General features: G+C 71.6%; 26 protein-coding genes. 7 read left to right on the plus strand and 19 right to left on the minus strand.

The annotated features are described in order from the left end of the window. Positions 1–11: 11 nt before the first annotated feature. The 8 genes from caldi_RS00275 to caldi_RS00310 form a co-directional block, all read right to left on the minus strand. A complete protein-coding gene (locus caldi_RS00275; RefSeq protein ID WP_264843081.1) occupies positions 12–362 on the minus strand; it encodes a DUF488 domain-containing protein in 351 nt (116 codons plus the stop codon). 141 nt (positions 363–503) lie between these two features. Then, entirely contained in the window at positions 504–1,571 is a 1,068-nt protein-coding gene (locus tag caldi_RS00280; protein ID WP_264843082.1) for an arginase family protein, read from the minus strand. After that, positions 1,568–2,878, minus strand: a complete 1,311-nt coding sequence (gene hutI, locus caldi_RS00285) for an imidazolonepropionase (protein ID WP_264843083.1) — start codon at positions 2,876–2,878, stop codon at positions 1,568–1,570. The genes caldi_RS00280 and hutI overlap by 4 nt, the downstream gene beginning before the upstream one ends. A gap of 8 nt (positions 2,879–2,886) precedes the next feature. Then, positions 2,887–3,747, minus strand: a complete 861-nt coding sequence (locus caldi_RS00290; protein ID WP_264843084.1) for a cyclodeaminase/cyclohydrolase family protein — start codon at positions 3,745–3,747, stop codon at positions 2,887–2,889. A gap of 13 nt (positions 3,748–3,760) precedes the next feature. Then, positions 3,761–5,428: a urocanate hydratase gene (gene hutU, locus caldi_RS00295; RefSeq protein ID WP_264843085.1), complete on the minus strand. Its 1,668-nt coding sequence runs from the start codon at positions 5,426–5,428 to the stop codon at positions 3,761–3,763. A gap of 39 nt (positions 5,429–5,467) precedes the next feature. Continuing rightward, on the minus strand, positions 5,468–6,325 hold the full coding sequence (locus caldi_RS00300; RefSeq protein WP_264843086.1) for an IclR family transcriptional regulator: 858 nt from the start codon (positions 6,323–6,325) through the stop codon (positions 5,468–5,470). A gap of 111 nt (positions 6,326–6,436) precedes the next feature. After that, positions 6,437–7,195: a hydrogen peroxide-dependent heme synthase gene (gene hemQ / locus caldi_RS00305; protein ID WP_264843087.1), complete on the minus strand. Its 759-nt coding sequence runs from the start codon at positions 7,193–7,195 to the stop codon at positions 6,437–6,439. A gap of 45 nt (positions 7,196–7,240) precedes the next feature. Beyond that, positions 7,241–8,194 (minus strand): NAD(P)-dependent oxidoreductase, encoded by a 954-nt coding sequence (locus caldi_RS00310; RefSeq protein ID WP_264843088.1) that lies wholly within the window; start codon positions 8,192–8,194, stop codon positions 7,241–7,243. A 595-nt stretch (positions 8,195–8,789) separates the two neighbouring features. Between caldi_RS00310 and caldi_RS00315 the strand changes: the two genes are divergently transcribed. Both caldi_RS00315 and caldi_RS00320 read left to right on the plus strand, forming a co-directional pair. Continuing rightward, complete coding sequence (locus caldi_RS00315; protein WP_264843089.1) at positions 8,790–9,092, plus strand: autorepressor SdpR family transcription factor; 303 nt, start codon at positions 8,790–8,792, stop codon at positions 9,090–9,092. Beyond that, entirely contained in the window at positions 9,067–9,756 is a 690-nt protein-coding gene (locus caldi_RS00320; protein ID WP_264843090.1) for an SdpI family protein, read from the plus strand. Before caldi_RS00315 ends, caldi_RS00320 begins: the two co-directional genes overlap by 26 nt. Before the next feature lie 304 nt (positions 9,757–10,060). Here the strand turns inward: caldi_RS00320 and caldi_RS00325 are convergent, their stop codons facing one another. Then, positions 10,061–10,414 carry a thiol-disulfide oxidoreductase DCC family protein gene (locus caldi_RS00325; protein ID WP_264843091.1) on the minus strand — a complete coding sequence of 118 codons (354 nt, stop codon included), beginning with the start codon at positions 10,412–10,414 and terminating at the stop codon, positions 10,061–10,063. Between the two features lie 89 nt (positions 10,415–10,503). Between caldi_RS00325 and caldi_RS00330 the strand changes: the two genes are divergently transcribed. After that, the gene (locus caldi_RS00330; RefSeq protein ID WP_264843092.1) at positions 10,504–10,941 is read left to right on the plus strand and encodes a DUF420 domain-containing protein; all 438 of its coding nucleotides are present in this window, start codon (positions 10,504–10,506) and stop codon (positions 10,939–10,941) included. A gap of 41 nt (positions 10,942–10,982) precedes the next feature. Here caldi_RS00330 and caldi_RS00335 read toward each other — a convergent pair whose 3' ends face one another. The 4 genes from caldi_RS00335 to caldi_RS00350 all read right to left on the minus strand — a co-directional run bounded on the left by caldi_RS00335 (position 10,983) and on the right by caldi_RS00350 (position 14,451). Beyond that, positions 10,983–11,888 carry an SDR family oxidoreductase gene (locus tag caldi_RS00335; protein ID WP_264843093.1) on the minus strand — a complete coding sequence of 302 codons (906 nt, stop codon included), beginning with the start codon at positions 11,886–11,888 and terminating at the stop codon, positions 10,983–10,985. 17 nt (positions 11,889–11,905) lie between these two features. Next, positions 11,906–12,175, minus strand: coding sequence for a hypothetical protein (locus caldi_RS00340; protein ID WP_264843094.1), 270 nt, complete (start codon positions 12,173–12,175; stop codon positions 11,906–11,908). Positions 12,176–12,620: 445 nt separating this feature from the next. Beyond that, positions 12,621–13,655 (minus strand): homoserine O-acetyltransferase family protein, encoded by a 1,035-nt coding sequence (locus tag caldi_RS00345; RefSeq protein WP_264843095.1) that lies wholly within the window; start codon positions 13,653–13,655, stop codon positions 12,621–12,623. A 19-nt stretch (positions 13,656–13,674) separates the two neighbouring features. Beyond that, entirely contained in the window at positions 13,675–14,451 is a 777-nt protein-coding gene (locus caldi_RS00350) for an SDR family oxidoreductase (RefSeq protein WP_264843096.1), read from the minus strand. A gap of 293 nt (positions 14,452–14,744) precedes the next feature. On the opposite strand from caldi_RS00350, the gene caldi_RS00355 reads away from it, so the two are divergent. The 3 genes from caldi_RS00355 to caldi_RS00365 all read left to right on the plus strand — a co-directional run bounded on the left by caldi_RS00355 (position 14,745) and on the right by caldi_RS00365 (position 17,153). Then, the gene (locus caldi_RS00355; RefSeq protein WP_264843097.1) at positions 14,745–15,512 is read left to right on the plus strand and encodes an SIR2 family NAD-dependent protein deacylase; all 768 of its coding nucleotides are present in this window, start codon (positions 14,745–14,747) and stop codon (positions 15,510–15,512) included. Positions 15,513–15,569: 57 nt separating this feature from the next. After that, positions 15,570–16,325, plus strand: a complete 756-nt coding sequence (locus caldi_RS00360) for a TetR/AcrR family transcriptional regulator (protein WP_264843098.1) — start codon at positions 15,570–15,572, stop codon at positions 16,323–16,325. Positions 16,326–16,481: 156 nt separating this feature from the next. Then, positions 16,482–17,153 carry a DUF4346 domain-containing protein gene (locus caldi_RS00365; protein WP_264843099.1) on the plus strand — a complete coding sequence of 224 codons (672 nt, stop codon included), beginning with the start codon at positions 16,482–16,484 and terminating at the stop codon, positions 17,151–17,153. Positions 17,154–17,196: 43 nt separating this feature from the next. Here caldi_RS00365 and caldi_RS00370 read toward each other — a convergent pair whose 3' ends face one another. The 4 genes from caldi_RS00370 to caldi_RS00385 all read right to left on the minus strand — a co-directional run bounded on the left by caldi_RS00370 (position 17,197) and on the right by caldi_RS00385 (position 21,739). Continuing rightward, complete coding sequence (locus caldi_RS00370) at positions 17,197–17,745, minus strand: YceI family protein (protein ID WP_264843100.1); 549 nt, start codon at positions 17,743–17,745, stop codon at positions 17,197–17,199. Between the two features lie 262 nt (positions 17,746–18,007). Next, complete coding sequence (locus caldi_RS00375) at positions 18,008–19,627, minus strand: long-chain fatty acid--CoA ligase (protein WP_264843101.1); 1,620 nt, start codon at positions 19,625–19,627, stop codon at positions 18,008–18,010. Positions 19,628–19,785: 158 nt separating this feature from the next. Then, positions 19,786–20,577, minus strand: coding sequence for a 2,4-dienoyl-CoA reductase (gene fadH / locus caldi_RS00380; RefSeq protein WP_264843102.1), 792 nt, complete (start codon positions 20,575–20,577; stop codon positions 19,786–19,788). A 13-nt stretch (positions 20,578–20,590) separates the two neighbouring features. After that, complete coding sequence (locus caldi_RS00385; protein WP_264843103.1) at positions 20,591–21,739, minus strand: acyl-CoA dehydrogenase family protein; 1,149 nt, start codon at positions 21,737–21,739, stop codon at positions 20,591–20,593. Between the two features lie 421 nt (positions 21,740–22,160). On the opposite strand from caldi_RS00385, the gene caldi_RS00390 reads away from it, so the two are divergent. After that, positions 22,161–22,418 (plus strand): 4-hydroxyphenylacetate 3-hydroxylase N-terminal domain-containing protein, encoded by a 258-nt coding sequence (locus caldi_RS00390; protein WP_264843104.1) that lies wholly within the window; start codon positions 22,161–22,163, stop codon positions 22,416–22,418. Between the two features lie 164 nt (positions 22,419–22,582). On the opposite strand, the gene caldi_RS00395 is transcribed toward caldi_RS00390, so the two are convergent. Both caldi_RS00395 and caldi_RS00400 read right to left on the minus strand, forming a co-directional pair. Then, positions 22,583–23,287: an ABC transporter ATP-binding protein gene (locus tag caldi_RS00395; RefSeq protein ID WP_264843105.1), complete on the minus strand. Its 705-nt coding sequence runs from the start codon at positions 23,285–23,287 to the stop codon at positions 22,583–22,585. Further along, positions 23,280–24,044, minus strand: coding sequence for an ABC transporter ATP-binding protein (locus caldi_RS00400; RefSeq protein WP_264843106.1), 765 nt, complete (start codon positions 24,042–24,044; stop codon positions 23,280–23,282). The genes caldi_RS00395 and caldi_RS00400 overlap by 8 nt, the downstream gene beginning before the upstream one ends. Positions 24,045–24,047: the final 3 nt, after the last annotated feature.

Here is a 24,047-nt window from a genome sequence, read left to right on the forward strand (position 1 = left end):
GGCCGGGCGCCCTACAGCCGGGCCTCCAGATACTCTTTCAGCGCCACGGCGTGGTTGTGTTCCGGATCTCTGGCGCCGTAGAGGAGGGTCAAGGTGTCACCGGCCCGGGCCGCCGCGAGCAGGGACTCCCACGCCTGCGGGTGGGCGTCGAGTTCGGCGAAGTAGCGCCGGCGGAACTCCTCCCACCGGGACGGGTCGTGGCCGAACCAGCGGCGCAGGGCGCCGGAGGGCGCCACGTCACGCAGCCAGCCCGCCAGCGGCAGGTGGTCCTTCCGGATCCCGCGCGGCCAAAGGCGGTCGACCAGGTAGCGGGTGCCGTCGTCGGGCGTGGGAGGATCGTAGACCCGCTTCACCCGGATCATGCCAGGTCCCCCTCTCGCCGGCCTGCAGATGTTCGTCCCGCGCTCCGTTTCGGGGCGCGGGACCGGGGAGACGGAAACTGACCCTATTCTACCACAGGCGTACAGACCGTGGGGGACCGGCCCGGTTCGCCGCGCGGCCCCCTACCGGGCCTCCGGTTCCTGCGAGTGACCGGTTCCGTACGCGAGGGCCATCGCCTCCACGGCGAGCCGGGCGGCCAGGAGCGAGGTCACGCCTCCGGGGTCGAGGTACGGATTGACCTCCACGACGTCGAGGCCTGCGAGGGGTCCGGCCTCCGTGACCGCCTGCAGCACCGCCCGCACCTCCTCGTACGTGAGGCCGCCCGGCTCCGGGCTCGACGTGCCGGGCGCGACGGACGGGTCCAGGCCGTCGACGTCGAGGCTCACGTAGAGGGGCTCACCGCGGGGGAGGTGACCCAGCGCGGCCTCGATCCCTGACCGGCGCACCTCCCGCATGGTGACGATCCGGTTTCCCCGGCCCACCGCCGCCGCGTACGCCTCCGGGTTCGTCCGGATCCCGCGCACGCCCACGACCGTGATGGTGCCGACGAACGGAAGCTCGGCCGCCCGGCGGAAGGGGCTCGAGTTGGAGCGGGCGTAACCGGCCACGGTGTCGGTGAAGTCCAGGTGGGCATCGATCTGCACCACGTGGAGCCTGCGGCCCGCCCAGACGCCGCCGGACTCGAAGATCGGGGTGAGCGCGCGCAGGACCGGGTACGTCACGGAGTGGTCGCCGCCGAGCACCACGGGCACCGCGCCGGCCGCCAGGACCGCGGCGATGACGGCCGCCACGCTGCGGTCGAGGTGCTCGAGGTCGGTGTAGAGGGGGTCGGCGTCACCAACGTCGACCAGCCGGCAACCGGCCAGGTACCAGCGTCCGTCCTGGATGTCCCAGTAGCCGGGGTTATCGGGGCCCCAGGGCAGGGCGTAGCGGGTGGAGAGGTCCCGGATCGCCCGGGGGGCCAGGCGCTGGCCCGGGCGGTATCCGACCGCGCCGTCGAACGGCACGCCGAAGACGGCGAAGTGGGCGTCGCCGGGCCTGAGAAGGTCCGGGGCGACGTGCGGGGCCCGGGCGAAGGTCGCGATGCCGACGTAGGGAAGGTCGGCGCGGGGGACGGCCGGCTGGAGAGCGCCGGGGCCAGCCGGAGCCGGCTCGCCGGCCGGGGAAGGGGGCCGGAGCGCACGGCTCATCGTTCCCACCCGCCCGCCGGTGCGATCTTGCCGGCCTTGAGGACCGCCGCCACCCGGGCGGTACCCAGGCGGTAGGCGAGGTGCTCGTAGGACGGGGCGCCCAAGATCACCAGGTCGGCCTGCTTCCCCGGCTCGATGCTGCCGATGCGGTCGGCCCGCTCCAGGGCGTGGGCCGCGCCCAGGGTGGAGGCCACCAGGGCTTCCGCCGGGGTGAGGCCCATCCCGAGGCAGGCGATGGCCATCACCAGCGCCATGTTGCCGGAGGGCTGGGTGCCCGGGTTGTAGTCGCTGGCCAGGGCGACAGGCACCCCCGCCGCAATGAGCTTGCGGGCGGGCGCGAAAGGCTCCCCCAGGAACAAGGCCGTCCCGGGGAGGAGCGTGGCCACCGTCCCGGCCGCGCGGAGGCGCGGGATGTCCTCGTCCCGGATGCGGAGGAGGTGGTCGGCCGAGGCGGCGCCGAGCTCGGCCGCCAGGCCGGCGCCGCCCAGGGGCGCCAGCTCGTCGGCGTGCAGGCGCGCCCGGAGGCCCAGAGCCTGCGCCGCCCGCACGACCCGGCGCGTCTGGTCGAGGTCGAAGACGCCGGCCTCGCAGAACACGTCGACGTACTCCGCCAGGCCCTCCCGGGCCACGGCGGGCAGCATCTCGTGCACGACCCGGTCGACGTAGGCGTCCGGGTCGCCGCGGAACTCCGCGGGGACGGCGTGGGCGCCCAGGAAGGTCGGGACCACCTCGGGCAGCACGAGCCCCTCGCAGGGCCAGGTGCCGTCCAGGTCGTCGCCCGGGTCGGCCGCCCGGCGGATCGCCCGCAGCATCTTGAGTTCGTCGGCGGTGGTGAGGCCGTAGCCGCTCTTGACCTCCACCGTGGTGGTGCCGAAGCGGAGGACCTCCAGGAGGCGCTCCCGGACGAGGCCGGCAAGCTTCACCTCGGAGGCGGCGCGGGTGTGCCGCACCGTGTCGAGGATGCCGCCCCCTGCCGCGAGGATCTCCTGGTAGGTGGCTCCCGCCAGGCGGCGGCCGAACTCCTCGGCCCGCCAGCCGGCGAAGCAGAGGTGGGTGTGCGGGTCCACGAAGCCGGGCAGCACCGTGCGGCCCCGGGCGTCGAGGGTGGCTGCCGGCTCGACCCGGGCGGCCACCTCCGCGTAGGGTCCCACGTCCACGATCCGGCCGCCCCGCACCGCCACGGCGCCGCCGGGGATCAGGCTCAGGCGGCCCTGGGCCGGCCCTGCCGGGGGCCGGCCGTCTCCTCCCACCGGAGTGGCGACCTGGGCGGCCGGACCCACGAGGAGGTCCACGCGCTGGCGCGCCATCGCTGGCCTCACCTCCCCGCCGGGGCCTCGGGGCCCCGGATGTGCGCCTCGGCAGCCGCCAGGACGGGCGGGAGGGTGCCCTGCAGGCGGCCCCGGAGGTCGGCGGCGGCGCCGCGGAATTCCTCCGCGGCCCGGGCGGCCTCCGGGACGCCGAGCCGGACCAGGCTGCCGGCGTTGATCTCCACGTTGAGGAGCGCTCCCAGCACCGCCGTCTGGATGAGGTGGGCGGCCACCGCAGCGTCGCTGGCGGAGGCGGGATTCCCCCGCTCCGCCACGGCGGCCGCCAGGGGCACGAGCTCGATGGCCGTCCGGGCCACGTCCAGGGGCACACGGGCGGCGCCCATGAGGGCGCCGGCGATGGCCGCGGCCCGGGCGGCCTTCTCCGCGTCCGTGTCCTTCGGCAGCTTGTAGGCCGCCATGACCCGGTCGAACGCCGCGCTGTCGGCGTCCGCCAGGTCCAGGAGGCGGGACCGGCGCACGTCGGCCTCCCGGGCGACCCGCGCCATCTCTCCGGCGACCTCCGCGAAGCGCTTCCCTTGGCTCAGGCGGGCGACCATGGCGATGAGCCCTGCCGCCATCGCCCCGGCGAGGGCCGAGGCGGTGCCGCCGCCCGGGGCAGCGGTGCCGGCGGCGAGCGCATCGATGAACGCACCCAGCGCCATGTGGGCGAAGGAGGGGGCGGACGCCTCGCCGGCGCCCCCGGCGCCCGTTCCCGCCTGCCCCGTCGCGGCCAGGAAGGCCTCGGTGACCCGGTTCTCGAGCACCTGCTCCCGGACGCCCGGGCCGCGGCAGGCCGCGACCAGGGCGTCCACCACCTCCTGCCGCCGGCCCTCGCTGAAGTTGGGGACACACTGGACGACCTCGACCACCGGGGCCACCTTCCTACATGTTGATCCCGAGGGACGGCATCTTGATGCCGCGCTCCCGGGCCACCTGCCGGGCGTGCTCGTAGCCGGCGTCGGCGTGGCGGACGACGCCCATGCCGGGGTCGGTGCGCAGGACGTGGGCGAGACGCCACTCGGCGTTCTCGCTGCCGTCCGCCACCACGACCTGCCCGGCGTGGATGGCGTAGCCGATCCCGACCCCGCCGCCGTGGTGGACGGACACCCAGGAGGCGCCGGCGGCGGTGTTGATCAGGGCGTTGAGGATGGGCCAGTCGGCGACGGCGTCGGAGCCGTCCAGCATCCCCTCGGTCTCCCGGTTCGGTGAGGCCACCGACCCGGCGTCCAGGTGGTCCCGGCCGATGACGATCGGCGCCCTGAGCTCGCCGGTCTTCACCATGTGGTTGAACAGGAGGCCGGCCCGGTCCCGCTCGCCGTAGCCCAGCCAGCAGATGCGGGCGGGGAGGCCCTGGAAGGGCACCTTGTGCCGGGCCAGGCGCAGCCACCGGGCGAGGCCCTCGTTCTGGTCGCCGAACTCCTTCAGGATGACCTGGTCGGTCTTGTGGATGTCCTCGGGATCGCCGGAGAGCGCCGCCCAGCGGAAGGGGCCCTTGCCCTCCTCGAAGAGCGGCCGGATGTAGGCCGGCACGAAGCCCGGATAGGCGAACGCCTCCTCGAAGCCGGCCTCCTTCGCCTGGCCCCGCAGGTTGTTGCCGTAGTCGAAGACCACGGCCCCGGCCTTCTGGAAGTCGACCATCGCCCGGCAGTGCACGGCCATGCTCGCCATGGCCCGCTTCACGTAGTCCTTCGGGTCCCTCGCCCGGAGCGCCTCGGCCTCGGCCACGGTGAGACCGGCGGGCACGTAGCCGTTCAGCGCGTCATGGGCCGAGGTCTGGTCGGTCACCACGTCGGGGATCCAGCCCCGGCGCACCAGTTCGGGTTCCACCTCGGCGCAGTTGCCCAGCAGGGCGACAGAAAGGGGCTCCTTCTTGCGCTTCGCCTCATCGACCCACCGGAGGGCTTCCTCGAGGTCGGCCGTCCAGCGGTCGCAGAAGCCCGTGTCGACCCGGCGGCGGATGCGCCGCTCGTCGACCTCGATGATGAGCCCCACGCCGCCGTTCATCGTGATGGCGAGCGGTTGGGCGCCCCCCATGCCGCCGAGGCCACCGGTGAGGACGACCCGGCCGGCGAGCGAGCCGCCGAAGTGCTTCCGGGCGAGGGAGGCGAGGGTCTCGTAGGTGCCCTGGATGATCCCCTGCGAACCGATGTAGATCCAGGACCCGGCCGTCATCTGGCCGAACATGATGAGGCCCTTGCCTTCCAGCTCCCAGAAGTGCTCCCACGTCGCCCACTTCGGGACCAGGAGCGAGTTGGCGATCAGCACCCGCGGCGCCTTCTCGTGGGTCTCGAACACCGCGACGGGCTTGCCGGACTGGACCAGCAGGGTCTCGTCGTCCCGCAGGACCTTCAGAGTCTCGACGATCTTCTCGAAGGCCTCCCAGTTCCGGGCCGCCTTGCCGGCACCGCCGTACACGATGAGCTGATCCGGCTTCTCGGCCACCTCCGGGTCCAGGTTGTTCATGAGCATCCGCATGGCCGCCTCCTGCTGCCAGCCCCGGCAGGTCAGGGTTGAGCCACGGGGTGCCCGGACGGTCCGTGCCACTGCCATGATCTCCGCCTCCCTTGGCTGCGGGTCACCGCAAACGGCTCAGAGCGGCCGATCGGTGCCCGTCGCTCGTTCCCGTGCGGGCGGGCCGTCCGGCCGCGGGGCGACCGGGCCGGCGCGCCGCTGGGCCAGGTCCCGGGTGACCGCGTCCGTCGCCTCGCGGAGGGCGCTCAGGATCTCGGGCACCCGTTCGTCGCCCAGGCGGAACCGGGGGCCCACGACGCACATCCCCGCCACCACCCGTCCCTCCGGGTCCCGGACGGGCATCGAGATCGACCGGACGCCCCGGTCCATCTCCTCGTCGCTGATGGCGTAGCCCCTCTCGCGAACCTCCTGCAAGACGGCCTTCAGGCGGTCCGGGTCGGTGATCGTGTTCTCGGTGTAGCGCGGCAGCCCCACGGAGCGGATGACGGCGTCGACCTCCTCCGGCTCCAGGTAGGCCATCAGCACCCGGGCCGAGGCGCCTGCGTGGAGCGGCAGCACGACCCCCCGATCGAAGGAGAGGCGCACCACTTGCCGGCTTTCCACCCGCTCCAGACAGATCGCCTCGTGGCCGCTCACCTGGGTGAGAAGGACCGTTTCCTCCAGCCGCCGGCTGAGGGCGGTCATGTGCGGGCGAGCCACCGCCACGAGCTCCCTTTCCGCCGGAACCTTCCCGGCCAGGGAGAGCAGGCGGTTGCCGAGCCAGTACCGGCTCGAGCCCGGCGTCGACGTCACGAGGCCCCAGGCGGAGAGCTTCCGCAGGTACCGGTAGACGGTGGAGGCCGGGATTCCGGCCTCCGCAGCGATCTCCGCCGCGGTCAGCCCTTCCGGGAATCGTTCGAGGGCGAACAGGATCTGCAGCCCGCGCTCGAGCGACGCGAGACTGTCTTTATCACTCTGTGATAAATGCTTTCTCATAATATGAGCATTCGTTCCCGACGTGGCAATTCCCTGCTGGCCATGTCAGCGGCGAAGAAAAAACAGGCGCCCCCCGGAAGCTCCGAGGGGCGGGACCGTGGCGCCGGGCGTCTAGACGCCGAGGTACTCCGGCAGGTCCTCCGGTTGGAGGCGCAGGCCCACGTAGAACGGGCCGAAGACGGCGTAGCGGGCGCTCACCTCGTCGAACCGCATCTCGTAGACGAGCTTCTTGAACTGCAGCGGATCGTCCGCGAAGAGCGTGACGCCCCATTCCCAGTCGTCGAGCCCCATCGCCCCGGTGATCACCTGCGTCACCAGACCCGCGTACTTCCGCCCGGTGGCCCCGTGTGCGGCCATGAGCTCGGCCCGCCGCTCCGGCGGGAGCATGAACCAGTTGTCCTCGCCTTCGCGCTTCTTGTTCATCGGGTAGAAGCAGATGTGCGAGGTGTCCGGGATCCGGGGCTTCAGGCGGCGCTGCAGGTACGCCTGTGTTTCCGGGCTTGCCGTCTCCCCGCCGCGGGCGCCTTCCCCGTGCCGGCTCAGCTCGACCACCGAGACGAAGGAGGTCGTCTGGCGGGTGACGCCCGCCAGCCGGGTCTTGTCGAAGGCCAGCTCAAGGTCCCGCAGGTCCCGGAGAGTCGGGCGGAAGTGGAGGATCAGGAGGTCGCCCTTGTGGCCGAGCACGCTGTAGATGGCGCTGCTGCCTTCCGGGCTGTCCTCCACCTTCTGGCAGGATGTGAAGAAGGCAACGGCTTCCTTCACGGCATCGTCCCGCTGGCCGGGGGAGAGGCGCTTCCACGCCTCCCAGTCGACCTTCCGCAGGTCGTGCAGGGCGTACCATCCCTCGAGGGTCTCGGGGGCCGATGGCATGGCAAATCCCCTCCCGTGGGTATCGGTGCAGCGCCGGTGCTCCGCCTAGGCCCGCTCCGGGCCGGCGGGGCCACGCGCTACCGAGCGCGTGAACGCTGCGATCGCTGCGAAGTCCTGATCGCCGAGGCCGGCGGCACGGGCCGCTGCGTACGCCCCGTGCGCCGCAGCCGCCGCGGGGAGCGCCGTCCCCAGCCGGTGGGCCTCCAGGAGGGCCAGACCCAGGTCCTTCTCCATCCAGCGGAGCTGAAAGGCGGGCGGGAAGTCCCCCGACTGCATGAGCGGGGCCTTCATCCGGACGATGGGAGCGCCTGCCGGACCTTCCATGAGCATCCGAACGATCGCGTCCCGCTCGAGGCCGAGCCCGTCGGCCAGCGCCAGCGCCTCGCCCAGCGCGGCGACGAGGGTGCCGGTGAGCATGTTCGCCACGATCTTGGCCGCGGCCCCCTGTCCCGCGGCACCGAAGTGGTGCACGCTCTGGCCCATGGCGTCGAGAACCGGTCGCGCCCGGGTGAGCGCCTCCGGGTTCCCGCCCACCAGGAACGTGAGCGTACCGTCGGTCGCGGGCTTCACGCTGCCCAGGACCGGGGCGTCCAGGTACTCCACGCGGGCTCTTGCAGCCGCCTCCGCCATCTCCCGGGCCGCCGACGGGCCGATGGTCGAGGCGTCGATCCACACGGCGCCACTCCGGCAGGCGGCGAGGAAGCCGTCCGTCCCCAGGGCGACCTGCCGGACCGCGGCCGGGTCGCCCAGCATGGTCACGATGAAATCGGCCCCGCGAACGGCTTCCCGGGGAGTGCCGGCCAATCGCCCGCCGGCCTCCACCAGCGGCTGGCCCTTCTCGGGAGTCCGGTTCCACCCGGTGACGGAAAAGCCCTTGCGCTGCAGGTTCAGAGCCATGGGCAGGCCCATCTGGCCCAGCCCCAGGAAGGCGACGGTGGTCTCCGGCACGGGTCGGCTCGCTCCTCTCTGCCAGCTAGTCTGTCTCAATGATGGTAACACGAAAGTACGTGGCTGACGAAGGCGGGGTGGTACAAGCCATGTCGGTGGCGCCCGGTTCCGCGTGGGTGGCGGATCCCGTAGGCAGTCCGCAGCCGTCCGCCGTGAGCGGTCGGCACGCGCCAGGCATGCTGTGAGCGAAGGCGAGTCCCGAGGTCGATGTGCAGAAGAGGATCCGCGAAGAAAAGTCTAGCGGATCCTCTTCTGCACTACTGGGCCCTCCGTCGGGGGTGTTCGCCCTCGTAGAGTTCACAGAACGTCAGTCATGCGTCCCCATGGTGTCGTGCGAACGCCTCCTTCGGCCCGCTTCGTTGCCTGTCCGGGCTCCTGCTGTGCAAATCGGGAGCCGCTGGCCGGCGGCTTGTGGGTGCTGTACTGCACTACGTACCACGGTGGGGACGCTCGTTCTTCGTAGCGGAACCGCACTAGCACGGGTCGGGGCGGCGCGGGCGGCGCCGGAGGGCGGCCGTGGAGTGGCAACGCACATGGAGTGGCACGTGGAGTGGCAACCCCTTGACGTGCGCCGCGTCGGGACCTATACTGGGCGCGGACAGTTAGACAGATAGCTAATTATACAATCGCCGAGGTGGTGCACGGGATGGGGCCGCTCAACGAGGTGTTCCGGGCCATTGCCGACCCCACCCGGCGGGAGATCCTGCGCCTCCTGCGCCGGGGTGACATGACCGCCGGGGAGATTGCCGGCCACTTCGCCATCTCGAAGCCGAGCATCTCCCATCACCTCGGTGTGCTCAAGCAGGCGGGTCTGGTCCTCGACGTGCGCCGGGGCCAGAACATCGTCTACAGCCTGAACACGACGGTCTTCCAGGACGTCCTCACCTGGCTCGTCCAGTTCACCGAACGGGGAGGGGGTTCCGGTGACGGTGACGCCGCGCCGGTATGACGTGCGTGAGCAGCTTCGCGGCGACTGGCTGCTCCTCCTGCTGCTGGCGGTGGGGCTCGTGGTCGGGATGGTCGTGGCGCCGAATCTGAGCGGACCGGTCCCCATCCACTGGAACGCGCGCGGCGAGCCCGACGGCTTCCTGGCTCCACCCTGGGGCGCGGTGATCCACCCCCTCGTCGGCGCGGCGGTGTACCTCGGGCTCCTCGTGCTGCCGCTGATCGACCCGAGCCGGGCGAACTACCCCCTGTTCGCCGGCACGGTCCGGGCCATCCGCTGGGTGCTGGTCCTGACCGCCCTCGGGCTGCACGCGGTGGGGCTCCTGGTGGCGCTTGGTCACCGCCTCGATTCGGGCCGCGCCGTGATCGGGGCCGTCGGGCTCTTGTTCCTCATCCTGGGAAACGTGCTCGGCCGCGTGCGCCACAACTGGTTCATCGGGATCCGGACTCCGTGGACGCTGGCCAGCGAGGCGGTCTGGCAGCGCACCCACCGCCTCGCCGCCCCGATCTGGGTCCTGGGCGGAGCGGTGGGCATCCTGTCGGCGGCCCTCCTCCCCCCGAGGCCTCGTGCGGCCGTCTTCGGGGCGGCCGTCGCCGTGATGGTCGTCGTACCGGTCGTCTACTCCTACCTGGAGTGGCGGCGGACCGGGGCCGGGGAATCGTCGTGAGGGCCGCCCATGGGAGGCGGGACACGGGCACAGGCTCGAGCGGGAGCGGTTCTACTTCGCGGGGGTCGGGGAAACGAGATGCTTCAGCGAGACTGGCAGGTTGCCCGCATGATGCCCGCCCCCCGCATGCGGCTGGGGTTCTCCCCGGTCAAGGTCGTGTCGAAGCCCACGCCTGCACGCATCCTCCAGCACGTGGCGATTTGCAGCGGGAGCCATGACCCGGCCACGGCGCCGAACACCCCCACCGGTTCGCTTGGTAAAGTGTGCGTACTTCGGGGTGGCCCCGCCTCGTCGGGCACCCGCGTCAGCCTCCAGGTGGCCGGATCCGGCGTCCCACTGCGACCCGATCGTAAAGCCGGCGGCCCGGCGTGGTGCGGGACAGGATCCAGAGGAAAGGAGCGGCCGGCCAAAGGAGCGGCAGCCGCAGGGCGACCTGGACGAGGGCGCTCATCCCCTCGTACGGCCGGCCGCCCTCCGCCGGCACGGCGTGGAGCCGGCGGCGGACCCGCGCCGGGTCCAGTCCCATCGCCTCGGCGATGCCGGGCTCGCGCAGCGACACCACCTCGACGAGGCCGAGCCAGTCGAGCCGGCGGATCCATGCCGCCGCGCGGGAGCACGTCGGGCACCACCCGTCGTAGAGCACGCGCAGGCCGCGCACACGCGCGCACCTCCCGTATCGGTCCCGCCGAACAGGGGGCGGCCCGGGGCAGCAGGAGTTCGGAAACCGGGTGGTCGAAAAAAGAACGCATGCTGCAGAACCCCGTGGCCCTCCTTGCCGGGGCCAACGCGCTGCTGAACGCGACGAGCGCCGTGCTGATGGTCGCCGGCCTCCGGTTCATCCGCCGTGGGGATCGGGACCGGCACATGCGCCGGATGCTGGCCGCCGCCGTCCTGCAGGGGGTCTTCCTGATCCTGTACGTGATCCGCACCGGGCTTTACGGCACCACGCCCTTCCAGGGGCCGGGGCCCCTGCGGGTCGCGTACCTGGCGCTTCTCGGGAGCCACATGTTCCTGGCGATCATCGCCGCGCCGCTCGTCGTGCTGACCCTGTGGTGGGCGCTCCGGGGTGACCTGGCCCGCCACCGCCGGCTGGCCCGGTGGACCTACCCGATGTGGCTGTACGTCTCGGTCACGGGGCCGCTCGTGTTCGTCATGCTGTACGGCTTCGGCCGTCCGGGGGCGTAGCGGAAAGGCTTCCTCAGGCTGCCTCCGGGGCGCCGCGGGCCCTAGAGGCGGCCCTCCCGCCGGAGCCCCTCCACGGCGCCCTGCACCGCTTCCCGGAGGGGGCGCGGGGTGACGCCCAGGTCCCGCTCGGCGGGGCCGGGGTCGCCCACGTTGCCAGCTTCGAGCATGGCGATCTCGTCGGTGGTGGCCGGCGGGTTCGGGGTCAGCCGCTCGAGCACGGCGGCGACCGGCCGCATGACCGCCAGCGGCACGTGCAGCCGGCCCTTGCGGATGCCCATGGCGGCCATGATCTCCGCGATGAAGTCCTCGAAGCTCACGCGCTCGGGCCCCGCCAGGTCGTAGGTCCGGCCGCGAGCCGCGGGGACCTCGAGGGCTCGCCGGAAGGCCCGGGCCACGTCGCGGCGGTCGACCGGCTGGACGGGGTACCGCCCCGTGCCCGGGATCGGGACGAAGGGCGCCTTCCGGATGAGCCCGGCGTACTCCTCCACGAACCCACCGGGTCCGACGACGAACGAGGGCCGGAAGATCGTGAACGGAATTCCGGAGGCGCGCACCGCCTCCTCGGCCTTCTTCTTCGCCTTCATGTAGCCGGTCGTGGGATTGTCCGTGAGGCCCAGGGCGCTCATGAGGACGAAGTGCTCGGCCCCGGCGTCCACCGCGGCCTGGACAGCGTGGACCGCCCCCTGCGCGGTGATCGCCTCGAAGGTCCGTGCTCCCCACTGCCGCCGGATGGCGACGAGATGCACCACCGCACGGCACCCGCGTGCCGCCGCCCGCACGGACGCCGGGTCGGTGACGTCGCCGCGGGCGACCTCCGCCACCCAGGGCCGGATCGGGCCCGAGGTCGCCTCGGACCGGACCAGCGCCCGCACCGGGTGACCTGCCTCCGCCAGCTCCCGCACGATCTCCCGTCCGACGAAGCCCGTCGCCCCCGTGACCAGGATCATGGCACGATCCTCCTTCCCTAGGCCGTGGCCGCCGGCACCGGCTCGAATCGGGCCGTGAAGTGGCGCAGGACCGCAGGCTCGTAGGTGAAACGCATGCCGGGTACCCGGTCCCGGCGTGCGTGGACGGCGATCAGGGCGTCGGCGACCACGTCCAGGTGCCGGTGGGTGTACACCCGGCGGGGGATGGCGAGGCGCGGGAACTCGGGCGATGCGCGCCTCCTTCGCTCCTTCGGGAGGAGGCGGAGGGGCTCCGCCATCCTGGCCTTGAACGGTTCGGCGTCGCGCACGCGCGTCTCCTTCCCGATGCGGCGGGTGCTTCGGAGGACAGCCGCGGGGAGCAGAGAGAAGGCGGCGCGCGACCGAACCCGGCAACCGGTCCAGCGAAGAACTTGGACGGCGTGGGCCGGGTCACCTCTGCGACTGGGGGCGACCTACGGCTCCACGCGGTCCTGTGGTTCGGGGTCCTGTTCGGCGTTGCCGCCGCTGCCGTAGACCCGGCGCGTGGCGATGTGCGCCCAGACCGCGCCGGCATCGGTCCGGGCGAGCACCTGTCCCGTGGGCGATTTCCTCCGCGCCGCCTCGTCGTCGCCGGCGGGCGGCGCCGGCCTGGTCGCCGGGGCCGGGGCGGATTGCGGCGGAGACTGCGAGCTACGCTGCGTGCGAGAAGCGTCCGGCATGTCGGTTCGCCTCCGGTTCGTGTCGCCCGCTAGTGTGCCCCGGCACCGGCACCCATCACGTCTCCGCCAGGAAGCGGCGCACGGCAACTTCGAACCGGTCGGCCTCGACGACGCCGGCCAGGTGCCCCCCATCGGTCTCGACGACCTCGCACCGGGCGTCCTTGCCGAGCCGCTGCAGCCGATCGGCCAGATCCAGGCTGTGCGAGGGCGGGAAGAAGAGGTCCGTGCGGACCGGCAGGAGGAGGACGCCTGCCCGGACACGCGCCAGGGCCGCCTCCAGGCTGCCGTGCGGGGCGGCCAGGTCGAAGGCCTGCCACTTGCGGATCATGGCGACGAAGTGGCTGGCGTGCCAGCCCGCAGCCCGCTCCCGGGCGATCGCCCACACCGCTTCCCGGGGATCGCCGCCCGGAAGGTTGCGCTCCGCCCAGGCGGGACCGCGGGCGGTCACGGTGAGGAGGAACGCGGCGCGCGTGAGGCCGTCCACCGGCTCCGGGCCTCCGTGGTAGTCGCCGCCCTGCCAGCGCGGGTCGGCCTCGATGGCCGCCGCCGCGGCCTCGGCCGGCACCAGCGCGGTGAACGCCGGGGTCCGGGCCGCGGTGACGGCGGCCACGACGGCCCGGGGCACGTCCGGGAACTCGACCGCCCAGGTGAGGGCCTGGTAGCCGCCCATGGACGGGCCGCCGACGAGGGCGAGCCGGTCCACCCCCAGGTGGCGGAGCAGTTCCCGCTGCAGCCGCACGTCATCCCGCACGTTCAGCGGCGGAAAGCGCTTCCCGTACGGCCGGCCGGTCTCCGGGTCGCCCGTGGCCGGTCCGGTGCTGACCTCCTCCCGGTTGAGGTTCGCCAGCATGCTCGGGCAGATCACGAAGTAGCGGTCCGTGTCGATCGCTTTCCCCGGCCCGACGAGCCCCTCCCACCAGCCGCCCGGCCCGGCGGCCCGGGTGTCGCCGCTGAAGTGGTGGCAGACCAGGACGGCGTTGTCGCGGGCCGGGTTCAGCCGCCCCCAGGTGCGGTACCCGATCCGGACCGGGATCTCCGCCCCCGACTCCAGGCGGAACCGGGGCAGAGAGAAGACGGCGCGCGCCTCCAAGCGTTCTTCCCCCCGGGGGTCAGGCGGCGCTCATGCCGCCGTCGACCAGGATGATCTGCCCCGTGATGTACGAGGCGGCCGCGGACGCCAGGAACACGGCGACCCCCATGAGCTCGCCCTCGCGTCCGACGCGCCCCATCGGCACCGTCCGGATGATGGCCTCTTCCGCCTTCTCCAGGACACCCCGGGAAAGGCGGGTGGGGAAGAAGCCGGGTGCGATGCAGTTCACCCGGACTCCGTGCGGCGCCCACTTCACGGCCAGGTCGCGGGTCAGGGCGATCACGCCGCCCTTGCTTGCGGCGTAACCGACCGCATCCAGCACCTGCGGCGGGGTGCCGTACAGTCCGACCACCGACGCCACGTTGATGATCGCCCCCCGCCCCCGGTCGACCATCCGGCGGCCGACCGCCTGGCAGCAGAGGAACGTCCCCGTCAGGTTGATGTCGAGCACCCGGCGCCATTCAGCCAGCGGCATCTCCAGCGCGGGCGCGCCCCAGCTCACCCCCGCGCTGTTGACGAGGACGTCCACCGGCCCCAGGCGGTTCTCGACGGCCTCCACGAGGCGCTGGACGCTGTCCGGATCGGACACGTCGGCTTCCAGGGCCATGTGCTCGATTCCCTGCCGGGCGAGTTCCTCGGCGGCACTGTCGAGCCATTCCCGGCGCCGGGCGGTGACGGCCACCCGGGCCCCCGCCTGGCCGAGGCCGATCGCCATCTCGAGGCCGAGGCCCCTCGATCCGCCGGTCACCAGCGCCACCTGTCCGCTCAGGTCGAAGAGATCTCGGATATCCCTCACGCTGGCCTTCTCCCTTTCCGGTCCCCCACCTTGACTGCTGGCGCGGCGCAGGCCGCGATGGAAGTGGTTGGCCACCCACGCGGCTCTTCCCTCCTTGCCGCGACCCGTGTCGAACAGCGGGGCACGCCGCCGAGCGCCCGCCGCCGACCCGTTGCACCGGGGAGACCGGTCGCTTATAGTGTTAAGTAGATTCGGGCTTTGTCCGGTTGTATCCTGTTTGTGATGTGACGAACAAACTTCGGCGGGGGTCCGGCGCACCGGAGTCGGGGCCGGACCGGGGGAGCGGGTCACGGATGAGCCACTGGACGGCGGCGCTTCACGACATCGCCACGGCCCTGGTCCGGTCGGAGCGCAAGGCGACGGTCCTGACCGGGGCCGGCATCTCCATCCCGAGCGGCGTGCCCTCCTTCCGCGGCGAGAAGGGGCTCTGGGAGCGCTATGACCCGGCCGAGTACGCCCACATCGACGCCTTCCACCGCCAGCCGGCGCGGGTGTGGCAGATGCTGCGCGAGCTCCGCCAGGTCATCGAGCGCGCCCGGCCCAACCCGGCCCACCTCGCCCTGGCGCGGCTCGAGGAGCTCGGCTACCTCCGGGCCGTGGTGACGCAGAACGTCGACGGCCTGCACCAGGCAGCCGGCAGCCGGGACGTGGTCGAACTTCACGGCAGCTACCGGGAGGTCGTCTGCCTGGCCTGCGGGGCCCGGTACCCGTGGGATTCCCTGGAGCTGCTGGCGCCGGACGAGACCCCGCCCCGCTGTACGTGTGGCGGTCTCTTGAAGCCGGACGTGGTCCTGTTCGGGGAACTCCTCCCCCGGTACCCCCTCATCCGGGCGTGGGTGGAAGCCCAGAACTGCGATACCCTGCTCGTCATCGGCACCTCGGCGGAGGTGGAACCTGCGGCCAGCCTGCCCGCCGTCGCCCGGAACGCGGGCGCCCGGATCGTCGAGATCAACCCGCACCCCGCCCTGGATGCCGACTTCACGCTCGCCGCCCCGGCGGAGGAGGTCCTGCCCCGGCTGGTCGAGGTGGTGGAGGAGATCCGCGGCACGTCGGCGGCGTGAGGTGCCACGAAGAACCTTCGGCCTCCGTCCGGGTGGGGCGGAGGTCGTTTCGCGCCGGTGTCCCCGGAGCCGGACCGCACAGGAGGAAACGGAGGCGCGCCTGGCGAATTAGCCTCCACCGGCCGGTCGGTAGAAGCTGGACACCGGCGGGTCACCGGGAACCGTGGGCGGCTGCCGCCCGGCGACAGGGGGGAACGGGCGATCCGGACGCCGAAGGGGACGGAGAAACGGGCGCACAGACGGGCGCCCAGGGAGCAGGAGATCCGGCAGGCGGCCCTGCGCCTGTTTCGGGAGAAAGGGTACCACGCGACGTCGATCCAGGACCTGGCCCGGGCCGTCGGGCTCCAGAAGGCCAGTCTCTACTACTACTTCTCGACCAAGGAGGAGCTGCTGGCGGGGATCGCCGCCGAGGCCATCACGCGTTACACCGGTTCGCTCGAGCAGATCGCCACGGGGCCCGGAAGCGCGCGGGAGAAGCTGCAGGCGGCCATCCGCAATCACCTGGTGACCCTGGCCGCCCACCGGGATCTGGTGACGATCTACCTCCGCGACTCGTACGCCCTGACGCCGGAGCAGCAGGAGCCGGTGCGGCGCGAGGGCCGGCGGTACGTGGAGCTGTTCGAGCGCATCATCCGCGAGGGCATCGAGACGGGGGACTTCGCGAGCGAGGACCCGAAGATGGCGGCGCTGGCGGTGGTCGGCGCCTGCAACTGGTTCTACACCTGGTTCGACGAGGGAGGGCGCCTCAGCCCCGAGGCGATCGCCGAGCGCTTCGCCGCCACCTTCCTCGATGGCCTGGCGGCCCGCAGGTAGCACCGGTCGAGGGGCACCGGTGGTGAGAAAGCGGGGGAGAGCGCCCTGTCGCAGGAGGCCCGCAGCCTCTACGGTGGCCGCGACCCGGGCCCGCGCCGGTACGGCGACGGGCCGGTCGCGCTGTGCACACTCGGGACGGTCGGGCTTGACGAAGCCGTGGCGGCGGCCGACCCTGCCGCCGGGGCCTGCATCGGACTCGCCGGGCCGCTGGTGGTGGGCGACCACGGGGTGGAGCGCCTGGCGTGGGCCCTCCTGGACCGGCCGAGCCTCCGCTTCCTCGTCGTGGCAGGGGCGGAGGCGCCGGACCGCCGGGTGGCCGGAGCCCTCCGGGACCTGTGGGCGGGGCGCTGGCGGCCGCCGAACCTCTCGGAGGCCGAGGTGGCCGCGCTGCGGCAGCAGGTCGAGCTGGTCGACCGGGCCGGCCTCACGGATCCGGCTGCCGTCGCCGGGGCAGTACGGTCGTGCGCCGCCCGGAACCCCGGCCGGTGGCAGGGCCGGCGCCCGCCCGGGTTGCCCGTCGAGGTCGTCGACGCCGGCGAGCCCAAGAAGTGCTTCCTTGCCCCCGACCCGGACGGGTACTTCCTGCTCTCCGTCGACCGCCCGGCCCGGCGGCTCGTGCTCGAGCGGTTCACTGCGGACGGGCGGCGGACCCACGTGCTTCGGGGCACCACGGCGGATGCCGTGGCGGCCGCGCTCGTCAGGCTCGGCCTTGTGCGCGATCCGGGGCACGCCCTGTACCTGGGGCGGGAACTGCAGAAGGCGGAAGTGGCTCTCGCGCTGGGGCTGGCCTACGAACAGGACGTGCCGCTGCGGCTCGAGACGCAGTGAACCACCCCCGGGGCGCCCGCCCCGGGGGTGGTCGTCTCGCCGGTCAGGCGGCGGCAGCCTGCTTGATCGCCTCGACCTCCACGGAGATCCGTACCTCTTCGCCCACCAGGATCCCGCCGGTCTCGAGCACCACGTTCCAGTTGAGCCCGAAGTCCTTGCGGTTGATCTTCCCCGACACGGTGAAGGCGGCCCGTTCGTTGCCCCACGGGTCCTTGGCCTGACCCTCGGACGTGAGGGAGAGCGTGACCGGCCGGGTGACGCCGCGGATGGTGAGATCACCGGTCATCTCGTACTCGTTCTCCCCCTTGCGGCGGATCTCCCGGCTCTTGAACGTGATCTTGGGGAAGTTGGCGGCGTCGAAGAAGTCCGGGGACCGCAGGTGCTCGTCCCGCTGGGGCTCCCGGGTGTCGATGCTGGCCACGTCGATCGTGACCTCGGCCTGGGCGGTGGTCAGATCGGACGGATCGGCGAGGATGTGCCCCTCGACCCCCGCGAAGCGACCCTTCACGGTCGCGATCATCATGTGCCGCACGGCGAACTCCACGGTGGTGTGGGAAGGATCGATCACCCATCTGGACAGGTTGGCGGACATCGGCAGACCTCCTCATGAATCGTGCACTGCAGCCACCGGAAGTGGATGGAGAATCTTAGCTTCCCTACGGGAAGTGGATTCACCTGCTGCAGATTATAGGGTACGGAGGAAGCCTGTGTACAGTACTGACAAAGTATGCACCGAGTAACGACTTCGTAAGGAGTTTTCGAGCCCCGACTCGCCGGTGCGGAGATGGACCAGGGGCGCCCCCTGCGAGTGGGGCGCCCCCGCGCTCCGTGCATGGCCGTCTGCAGCACCGGCCTCACGCGTTCTCCCACCGGTACTCCCTGTACTGTTCCCGCAGGGCGGATTTCAGGAACTTGCCCGCCGCGGTGCGGGGGATCTGGTCCGTGAACACGAAGGCGTCCGGCAGCCACCACTTCGCGAAGCGCGGCTCCAGGAAGGCCCGCAGCTCGTCGGCGGTCGCCTGGGCGCCCTCCCGGAGGACCACCACCGCCAGCGGCCGCTCACCCCACTTCGGGTGCGGCACCGCCACGACGGCCGCCTCCTTCACCGCCGGATGGCCCATGATGGCGTTCTCCAGGTCGACGGAGCTGATCCACTCGCCGCCGGACTTGATGAGGTCCTTCGCCCGGTCGGTGATGCGCACGTAGCCCTCCGGGTCGATGGTGACGATGTCCCCGGTGCGGAACCAGCCGTCGGGGGTGAACTTGTCCGCCTCGCCGGGGTTCTCGAAGTAGCTGCTGGCGATCCAGGGGCCGCGCACCTGGAGTTCACCCATCGTCCGGCCGTCCCAGGGAACGGGGCCGGAATCGCCCACCGCACGCACCTCCACGAACGGGACGGGGCGCCCTTGCATCGCCCGGTAGCGGTACCGCTCCTCCTGCGGCCGATCGAGCAGGTGGGGTTTCAGGGTGCAGATCGTACCCAGCGGGGTCATCTCGGTCATCCCCCAGGCGTGGACGACGTTCAGGCCATGGCGCTTCTCGTACGCCTCGATCATCGCCTGCGGGGCGGCGGACCCGCCCACGACGATCGCCCGGAGGCTGCGGGTGTCGTACTTGCCCGGCTCCCGGTCCAGTCGTTCCAGGACCCCCAGCCACACGGTGGGCACCCCGGCGGTGATGGTCACCTTCTCGCTCTGCACCAGGTCCAGCAGGCTGTCGGGGTCGAGGTGCGGCCCGGGGAACACCTGCCGGGCCCCGGCCAGCACGGACGTGAAGGGGAGGCCCCAGGCGTTGACGTGGAACATCGGCACCACAGGCATGACGGCGTCGTACTGCGAGATGGACAGCGTGTTGGCCATGGCCGACACCAGCGAGTGCAGCACGATTCCCCGGTGGGAGTAGACGACGCCCTTGGGCCGGCCGGTGGTGCCGGACGTGTAGCACATCCCGGCGGCTTGGTCCTCGTCGATGTCCGGATAGTCGAAGGTTTCGGGCTCCGGCTCGATCAGCGCCTCGTAGTCGATGAACCCCTCCGGCACGGGTTGCCCGTGCGACCAGACGATGACGTGGCGGGGGTGCACTTCGGCGCGGAAGCGCTCGAAGACCGGGAGGAGGACGTCGTCCACCAGCAGGACCCGGTCGTCCGCGTGGTTCATGATGTACGCCAGGTCGGAGGGGTGGAGGCGGGGGTTCAGGGTGTGGTACACCGCCCCCATGACGGGAACAGCGAAGTAGGCTTCCAGGTGCCGGTAGTGGTTCCAGGCCAGGGTGGCGACCCGGTCGCCCTTCTGGACGCCGAGGCGGCGCAGGGCGTTGGCGAACTTGAGACTGCGCCGGTAGAAGTCCCCATACGTCGTGTGCCGCACGGACCGGTCCGGCAGGCGGGAGGCGATCCGTACCTCCGGGTAGTACTGTCCGGCCCGCTCCAGGAGATGCACGAGCGTGAGCGGGAAATGCATCATCCGCCCTTCCATCGAGCCTTCCCCTCCGTATGGCAAGCGTGACGTGCAGGATGTACGGTTCGATACCGCCTTGCCCGCCACCTCCAAATCGACGGAACCATTCTGAGGAATGAACGCGACGGGGCCGGCAGGGACGGGACCCCGCCGCCCCGTCGTGCGCGCCGGCTACCCTACCGGGACCCCTTGAAGAGGCCCCGCCCCAGCCACGTGCCCCCGTCGATCGTCAGGACCTCACCGGTGATGAACCCGGCATAGTCCGAGACGAGGTAGGCCGCCGCGTGGGCGATCTCTTCCGGCGTACCCATCCGCCCGAGGGGGACGGCCTGGATCACGGCTTGTCGGGCCTCCTCGGTCGGCCAGAGCTGCGGGGCGGCGCCCGTGCCGTCGACCGGCCCGGGGGCGATGCAGTTCACCCGGATTCCCCGGGGCGCCCACTCCACCGCCAGAGTGCGGGTCATGGCGAGCACCCCCGCTTTCGCCGCGGCCGAGTGCACGGTTCCCGGCCCGCCCGTCCAGGCGTAGGTGGCGATGATGTTGAGGATGTTCCCGCCCCGGCCCTGGCCGATCCAGTGGCGGGCCACGGCCCGCGTGCAGTAGAAGGTGCCGTTCAGGACGATGTTCACCACTGCGTTCCAGCCGTTCACCGAGAGCTCCTCGGCCGGGCAGACGAAGTTACCGGCGGCGTTGTTCACCAGGATGTCGATCTTCCCGAACCGCTCCAGCGTGCGGTTCACCAGGTTGTCCACCTGCCCCGGATCCCGCACGTCGGTGGGCACGACGAGGGCCTCGCCGCCCCGCCCGGCGATCTCGGCCGCCGCCTTCTCGAGGTTTTCTTGCTTCCGACTTGCGAGCACCACCCGGGCGCCGAGTCGGGCGAACTCCAGGGCCATCGCCTTGCCGAGGCCCGTGCCCCCACCGGTGATGATCGCCACCCGGTCCGCCAGCGTGCCAGCCGGTAACATGCCATGCCCTCCTTCAGGACCTCGACTTCAGCAGTTGCCGGGCGATCACGAGCCGCTGGATCTGGTTGGTCCCCTCGTAGATCTGGGTGATCTTGGCGTCCCGCATGAGCTTCTCGACGGGGTAGTCCCGCATGTACCCGTTGCCGCCGAGGATCTGCACGGCGTCGGTGGTCACCCTCATGGCGACGTCGCTGGCGAAGCACTTCGCCATGGCTCCCTCCGCCGTTCCGGGCTGCCCCTGGTCCTGGAGCCAGGCCGCGCGCCAGACCAGGAGCCGGGCGGCGTCGATGTTCATGGCCATGTCCGCCAGCATGGCCTGGATCATCTGGAACTCGGCGATCGGCCGGCCGAAGGCGTGCCGCTCCCTGGCGTAAGCCAGCGCCTCCTCCATGGCCCGTCGCGCCACGCCCACCGCCGCAGCGCCGATACCGGGGCGTGTGCGGTCGAGCGTCTGCATCGCCAGCTTGAATCCCTGCCCCTCGGCACCCAGGCGGTTGGCGGCCGGGACGACCGCCTCCTCGAAGATCACTTCGCCTACGTGCGAAGCCCGGTCACCCATCTTCCTCTCCTTCTTGCCCGCTCTCACGCCCGGGGTGTCGCCCGGGACGATGAACGCGCAGATGCCCTTGTGGGCGAGGCTCCGGTCCAGGGTCGCGAAGACCACGTAGAGGTCGGCCACGCCGCCGTTCGTGATGAACGTCTTTGTCCCCGTGATGACGTACTCGTCGCCCACCCGCCTGGCACGGGTGTACATGGCTGCCACGTCGGAGCCGCCGGTGGCCTCGGTGAGGGCGAAGGCCGCGAGCCGGGGCTCCGCGCAGAACCACGGCAGGAACTTCCGCTTCTGCTCGTCGGTACCGGCGAGCAGGATGGGCTCCAGGGCCAGGTTGTTGGCGCTGATCGAGCCGCTGATGCCCAGGCACCCCCAGGCCAGTTCCTCCTCGATCAGGCAGCCCTCCAGGTTGCCGAGGCCCTGCCCGCCGTACTCCGGCGGGACGTGAACGTTCATGAGCCCCAGTTCGTGCGCCTTCCGGATGACTTCCCAGGCCGGCTCCTCGGTCTCGTCGTGCTTGGGCGCGATGGGCTTGATCTCCGTCTCGGAGAACTCGTGGGCGAGGTTCCGGAGGGCCTCCTGCTCCGGGCTGAGCTGGAACGTGACCATGTTTTCCCCTCCACGGCGAGCGTTGACCGCTCCCACTTCACGCAAGACCCATGCCATCCTGGTGCTGCTCCGGTACCCGGCGGCGCGAGCCTCCCGACACCCTCTCCTGCCGGTGCAGGTTCCACGGCGGGGAGATGTACTCCTTCATCGCCCGTGATGCAAGCCCCCATCGCGCGAGCGCCCACGGCACGTACCGCCCGACCCGCCCACCCGGGCCCCGTGCCCGAAGGTGCTCCAGGCCCGCATCTCTGGCACCCGAGTTCGGGAGGGGGGCGGGGGCGCGACTGGCATGAACATTGCAACGCGGGGTGTGACAGACACCCGGGGCGGGGGAAGCTGCCGGGAGAGAACGGCACCGGAGGGGGTGGGAGACCAACCTTCACCCATCACCCACATCGGATGGGAGAGGAGGAATCGGTTCATGGCACTGCGTTCTCCGGAGCAATACCGCGAGAGCCTTCGCGACGGCCGCAACGTGTACGTGGCGGGCCAGCGAGTGGAGGACGTGACCACTCACCCGGCCATGACTGCCTCGGACTTCGCCGGTTACATCGAGGTGGGGACCGTGCACGGGGAAGGGTCCCTCCAGGCGCAGCTCCTGGGCATCTACCGGGATTACGATTTCAACCGATCGCGGTCTCTGGTGCAGGACATCCTGGCGCGCTCCGTTGATGCGTAAGGGGGGGCCCTTGTTCACCCTGCACCACAAGGTCTGTCCGCCCCACCTGCCCAAGACGCTTGGCCGGGTAGGCCCGGTGGCCGCGAGGCAGGCGGCGGGGTGCCCTGGTGACTGGGCACTCCGCCGCCCACGTTCGCGGCTCCACGGGCCCCCTACACTCCGACCTAGGCGCCGATGTAGGCTCGGCGGACGTCCTCGCTTCTCACCAGCTCCTCGGCGAGGCCCGTCATGACGATCTGCCCGTTCTCGATCACGTAGGCACGGTCGGCGAGTTTCAGCGCTGCCTGGGCGTTCTGCTCGGAGAGGAGCACCGTGGTCCCCCGCTCGTGGATGGACCGGATGATCCGGAACATGTCCCGCACCACCAGGGGAGCGAGCCCCAGCGAGGGCTCGTCGAGGAGGAGGAGCTTCGGCCGGGCCATGAGCGCCCGCCCGATGGCGACCATCTGCTGCTGCCCGCCGCTGAGGGCCCCCGCCGGCTGGTGTTGCTTCGCGCGCAGGGCCGGGAAGAGGTCGTACACCTCTCGCAGCGTCTCGACCACCTCGCGGCGGTCCCGGCGAGTGTAGGCACCGAGCAGAAGGTTCTTCTCCACGGAGAGATGCGGGAACAGATGGCGGGCCTCGGGGCAGTGCGACATGCCCAGCCGCACGATCTGATCGGGGCGCAGCCCGTCCACTCGCCGACCGTCGAACTCGACCGTACCCGAGACCGGCCGCCGGAGCCCGCTGAGGGTGCGGAACAGCGTGCTCTTGCCGGCCCCGTTGGCGCCGAGGATGACGACCAGTTCACCCCTGGCGACCTGGATGTGGATATCCCGGAGGGCCAGATAGCTGCCGTAGGCGACGGTGAGGCCCTTGACCTCAAGCAACGTGCTCCCCCCCGAGGTACGCCTCGACCACTGCCGGGTCCGACGCGATCTCACGGGGTGTGCCCTCGGCGATCTTTCGGCCGTAGCTCAGGACGACGATGCGGTCTGCCAGGCCCATGACCATCCGCATCTTGTGTTCGATCAGGCAGACCGTGATGCCGGAGGCACGGATCTTCTCGATCAGCCGGGCGATGGTGCCCGTCTCGTCGGCGTGTAGCCCGGCCGTGGGCTCGTCGAGGAGGAGGAGCCGGGGCCCCGTGGCCAGCGCCAGGGCGATGGCCAGGCGCTTGCGGGCCTCCTGGGAGAGCGACCGGACGGGCAGGTCGGCGGCATGGTCAAGGCCGACCGTCTCCAGCGCCGCCATCCCCCTCTCCAGGCTCTCGTTCTCTTCGCGGCGGTGACGGGGGGTGCGCAGGATCGCGTCCCAGAAGCCCGAGCGGGTGTGGAGGCGGTGGCCGACCATCACGTTGTCGATGACACGACTCTCCATGAACAGGGTAGGGGTCTGGAACGTCCGGGCGATGCCCCGGCGTGCGACCTCGTGGGCCGGCAGGTGCGTGATGTCCTGACCCCGGAACATGACGCGTCCCTGAGTCGGGCGGAGGAGCCCGCTGATCACGTTGAAGAACGTCGTCTTGCCGGCTCCGTTCGGGCCGATCACGGCGAGGATCTCGCCCTCCCGGACCTCGACGTCCACCCCGTCCAGGGCGGCCATCCCGCCGAAGTGCCGGGTGAGCCCTTCCGTTCGGAGAAGCACGGC

The sequence above is a fragment of the Caldinitratiruptor microaerophilus genome, from assembly GCF_025999835.1.
In the GTDB taxonomy this organism is placed as follows: Bacteria; Bacillota; Sulfobacillia; order Symbiobacteriales; family ZC4RG38; genus Caldinitratiruptor; species Caldinitratiruptor microaerophilus.

Excerpts from the sequence above, each read along its gene's own strand:
- caldi_RS00275 (WP_264843081.1), bottom strand. The coding sequence starts at position 362 with ATGATCCGGGTGAAGCGGGTCTACGATCCTCCCACGCCCGACGACGGC.
- caldi_RS00280 (WP_264843082.1), bottom strand. The coding sequence starts at position 1,571 with ATGAGCCGTGCGCTCCGGCCCCCTTCCCCGGCCGGCGAGCCGGCTCCG.
- hutI (WP_264843083.1), bottom strand. The coding sequence starts at position 2,878 with ATGGCGCGCCAGCGCGTGGACCTCCTCGTGGGTCCGGCCGCCCAGGTC.
- hutU (WP_264843085.1), bottom strand. The coding sequence starts at position 5,428 with ATGGCAGTGGCACGGACCGTCCGGGCACCCCGTGGCTCAACCCTGACC.
- caldi_RS00300 (WP_264843086.1), bottom strand. The coding sequence starts at position 6,325 with ATGAGAAAGCATTTATCACAGAGTGATAAAGACAGTCTCGCGTCGCTC.
- hemQ (WP_264843087.1), bottom strand. The coding sequence starts at position 7,195 with ATGCCATCGGCCCCCGAGACCCTCGAGGGATGGTACGCCCTGCACGAC.
- caldi_RS00315 (WP_264843089.1), top strand. The coding sequence starts at position 8,790 with ATGGGGCCGCTCAACGAGGTGTTCCGGGCCATTGCCGACCCCACCCGG.
- caldi_RS00330 (WP_264843092.1), top strand. The coding sequence starts at position 10,504 with ATGCTGCAGAACCCCGTGGCCCTCCTTGCCGGGGCCAACGCGCTGCTG.
- caldi_RS00335 (WP_264843093.1), bottom strand. The coding sequence starts at position 11,888 with ATGATCCTGGTCACGGGGGCGACGGGCTTCGTCGGACGGGAGATCGTG.
- caldi_RS00355 (WP_264843097.1), top strand. The coding sequence starts at position 14,745 with ATGAGCCACTGGACGGCGGCGCTTCACGACATCGCCACGGCCCTGGTC.
- caldi_RS00370 (WP_264843100.1), bottom strand. The coding sequence starts at position 17,745 with ATGTCCGCCAACCTGTCCAGATGGGTGATCGATCCTTCCCACACCACC.
- caldi_RS00375 (WP_264843101.1), bottom strand. The coding sequence starts at position 19,627 with ATGGAAGGGCGGATGATGCATTTCCCGCTCACGCTCGTGCATCTCCTG.
- fadH (WP_264843102.1), bottom strand. The coding sequence starts at position 20,577 with ATGTTACCGGCTGGCACGCTGGCGGACCGGGTGGCGATCATCACCGGT.
- caldi_RS00385 (WP_264843103.1), bottom strand. The coding sequence starts at position 21,739 with ATGGTCACGTTCCAGCTCAGCCCGGAGCAGGAGGCCCTCCGGAACCTC.
- caldi_RS00390 (WP_264843104.1), top strand. The coding sequence starts at position 22,161 with ATGGCACTGCGTTCTCCGGAGCAATACCGCGAGAGCCTTCGCGACGGC.